Origin of the sequence: Mesorhizobium sp. M7A.F.Ca.CA.001.10.2.1 (genome assembly GCF_003998575.1) — a bacterium.
Taxonomy (GTDB): Bacteria; Pseudomonadota; Alphaproteobacteria; order Rhizobiales; family Rhizobiaceae; genus Mesorhizobium.
Window position 1 is genome coordinate 1 of record NZ_RZQY01000673.1, and the last position, 3,254, is coordinate 3,254.

Below are 3,254 nucleotides of genomic sequence, written 5' to 3' on the forward strand. Positions count from 1 at the left end.
TCGCGGAGTCGATGCCAATTCTTTCCGCTTGAAGCAAATCCTGAACCTCCATCCTCCACACATGGAACAGTAATTTGTAAATACGTTTACTCCGGTGTGTTTTTCGGAGACCCGGTCGTTGTTCGCGCGGTCTCGGCTGCGAATCCGGCAATTTCCCGCCGGCCTTGAGGGGCGGCCCACTCTGAGACATCGACGCGCTTGCGCGTTGGTCAGCCAGCGAAACACTTCTTTTTTGAAGCCAATGGACCACTGCTCAAAAATGCAACGAACTTTTTAGCCATTCGTTCATTTATGCGTGCTTTCTAATTTAAACCATGGCCTTGAGTAGCTTCACCCGTGTTCGGCTTGTAATGGACGCCATGCGCCGGAGCACGGGCGCAAACGTCGCTACCATTTTTGCTCTGACCTTGCCGGTCGTTGTCGGCGCTGCGGGCTTCGGCGTCGAGACCTCCTATTGGTACTACAACAGCCTGAGGTTACAGGCGACGGCCGATGCAGCCGCCTATGCCGGTGCGCTCGAACAGATCTCGGGTTCCGACAAGCCGACGATCGTCGCGGCCGCGACCCAGTCCGCGGCGTCGAACGGACTGGGCTCGGGCACGATCGTCGTCAACACGCCGCCGGCCTCCGGCCCGAATACGGCGAAAAAAGCGGTCGAGGTGATCGTCGGCCAGCAGCTCGACCGGATGTTCACCCTGATCTTCACGCAAGACAAGGTCCCCGAACAGGCAAGGGCGGTGGCCGTCATTACCGATGCTTCGAGTGCTTGCATGCTCGCGCTCGATCCGTCCGCTTCGCAGGCGGCGCTGTTTTCCGGCAGCACCAGCGTCAAGCTCAACGGCTGCTCGGTCATGTCCAATTCGATCGCCTCGGACGCCATCAAGGTTCAGGGCTCGGCCGGCCTGCAGGCCGATTGCCTGATATCGGCAGGCGGTGTCTCTCTCAGCAACCCCGTCACCACCGTCTGCGCGGTCCCGATCACCCAGGCACTGCCTGCCGGCGATCCCTTTGTCGACCTGCCGGCCCCGGTGGCCGCGACCCCCTGCCAGAACGACAACAAGGCGACGCTCGGTCCAGGCACCTATTGCAGCGGCATGAACCTGAAGGGCAATGTCACGCTTTCGCCCGGCGTCTATGTCGTCCAGGGCAGTTTCAAGATAAACGCCAACGCAGCCATCACCGGCAGCGGGGTGACCATCTTCATGTCGGGCAGTTCGACCGTCAGCATGAATGGCAATGCGTCCGTGAAGCTCAGCGCGTCGACTTCGGGCACCTACTCAGGCGTTCTGTTCTACGGCGACAGGACCGGCATGATCGCATCCAGCACATTCAACGGCACAGCGGACTCGCTTTTGACCGGGGCCATCTACTTCCCCAAGCAGCAAGTGAACTATCTTGGCAACTTCTCGGGCAATGGCGGCTGCACCAGGGTCGTCGCCAATACGATCCAATGGTCCGGTAACTCAACCATCAATCAGGATTGCTCGAGCCTCGGAGTGCCCAACATTCCAGCCGCGCGGTCCGTGGCACTGTCCGAGTAGCTCCGTGGGGCGCCCATCGATGCCGATCCTTGGTGATGATTCGGGCGTTGCGGCGGTCGAGTTCGCGATGGTGCTGCCCATTCTGTGCCTGGTGCTGCTTGGTATTCTGGACGGCTGGTCCTACGTAACGAGTTCACTGTCGATGCGCGCCGGTGTGAAGACCGCCGCGAACCTGGTCATGAGCGGATCGACCGATGATGCGGCGACCCAGGCCCTTGCCATTGCGAGTTGGGAAAATCGGCCGGAAGACGGCCAGGTCACGCTAAGCCGCATCCGTATGTGCGGGGCGACGGTGGTCGACGCGTCCACCATGTGCAGTGGGCCGAAGGTGCCGGCGGTCTATGTCCAGATACAGGCATCGGGCACCTGGGTGCCGCCAATTGCCTTCGGCCCATTTGCCACTTCCACTGTAATCGGTCACCAGGAGACGATCCGTGTCCGCTAGGGTAAGCGCGTTCCGGCGGGATCGATCGGGCGGGGCCGGGCTGGAGTTCGCGCTGATCGCGCCCTTCCTTGTCATGCTGCTGTTCGGAATATTCGCCTTTGGCTGGTCGATGCACTCGGTCTCCAGTGTTCGCTATACGCTGGAGACGTCTGCGCGCTCGCTGCAGCTTAAGAACACGCTGACCCAGGCCGATATTCAATCGATCGCCACGCAGAAATTGCAGGCCTTGGGGTTCAAGGACGTGAACGTCACCATCGCCATCGACCCCGTGAGCGGCGGCTTCCGCATGGCGCATCTGACCGCGGCCTATGCCTTCGTCATCGACTTCCCCTACTTCAGTTCCTTCCCGATCAACTACGCGACAACCGTTACCGTGCCGCTGCTTGGCAGCGGCTAGGCTGCGGCCTGATAGCCTCGCGCGCTGGGGCTCTGCTTACTTGTACGCCTTGAGCGCGATCAGACCACCGAGAATGGTTATCGCCATTGAGGATCAGCGCCCACGACACAATGTTGTGTGACAGACGCCTCCGGCGACTGCGCAGGGCCCGGTCCCGCCAGCGTTTGGCCTGATCAGCCCCTGTGTTTTGTCGATCCACGTCTTTCTCCACGAGCAGAATGCGACTCATGCCGGCTGGTGTCCAGATCGGCACCGGTTTTGGCGGTCACGATGCAAGCTTGGCACTCAGCCTGCTTTTGATGGCACGGGGCTAGATAATATATTTCGTAGTGCTAATATTAAGGTGACGCTAGGTCATGTCCGACCATCCGTCGGGTGCAATGTGGGGGTTCCAATGAGAGTGGCTGTATTTTGCGCGGCTGTCGTTTTCGCTGCGGCTGGTGTCGCTGTTGCCAAGGAAAAGAAGGCGGCGGTCAGTGACGCCGCCGCTTTATGTTCCACCAACCCGTCAGCCAAGAAGTCCGCACCAAATCTGGACTGTGGTTTCACCGGAACCGCCAAATCGGGAGATAGCGGCGCAAAAGCAGAGCCGCGCCTCGGATACGACGCCAATCCGTGGATTATAACAGGCTTTTGACTTCGCATCGGCGGTTGCCGGTGAAGCGCTGAAGAGGGGCGTCTTGACCGGCGGGCGTCGCCCCCGCGACCGGAGCGTAACGGTCGGGCGCCGTCGAGAAGGAGGAAGCGCAAATGGCCGCTTATCTGATAGCGGATGTAGACGTAAAGAACGCTGCCGCGTTCGAGGAATACCGGCGGGATGTGCCAGCCACCGAGGAGCGTTATGGTGGGAGATATCTAGGTCGTGGCGGTG

The 3,254-nt window shown here is 60.4% G+C and carries 5 protein-coding genes; all 5 read left to right on the forward strand.

Annotated features, from left to right (window positions below; all coding sequences use genetic code 11):
- Positions 1 to 359 precede the first annotated feature (359 nt).
- The gene (locus tag EN964_RS29675) at positions 360 to 1,541 is read left to right on the forward strand and encodes a pilus assembly protein TadG-related protein (RefSeq protein WP_127272231.1); all 1,182 of its coding nucleotides are present in this window, start codon (positions 360 to 362) and stop codon (positions 1,539 to 1,541) included.
- A gap of 19 nt (positions 1,542 to 1,560) precedes the next feature.
- Entirely contained in the window at positions 1,561 to 1,986 is a 426-nt protein-coding gene (locus EN964_RS29680; RefSeq protein ID WP_127270090.1) for a TadE/TadG family type IV pilus assembly protein, read from the forward strand.
- On the forward strand, positions 1,976 to 2,383 hold the full coding sequence (locus EN964_RS29685) for a TadE/TadG family type IV pilus assembly protein (protein ID WP_127270088.1): 408 nt from the start codon (positions 1,976 to 1,978) through the stop codon (positions 2,381 to 2,383). The genes EN964_RS29680 and EN964_RS29685 overlap by 11 nt, the downstream gene beginning before the upstream one ends.
- A gap of 394 nt (positions 2,384 to 2,777) precedes the next feature.
- Positions 2,778 to 3,020, forward strand: a complete 243-nt coding sequence (locus EN964_RS29695; RefSeq protein ID WP_127270086.1) for a hypothetical protein — start codon at positions 2,778 to 2,780, stop codon at positions 3,018 to 3,020.
- Positions 3,021 to 3,133: 113 nt separating this feature from the next.
- On the forward strand, positions 3,134 to 3,254 hold a 121-nt coding region (locus tag EN964_RS29700; RefSeq protein WP_127277085.1), incomplete at its 3' end, for a DUF1330 domain-containing protein.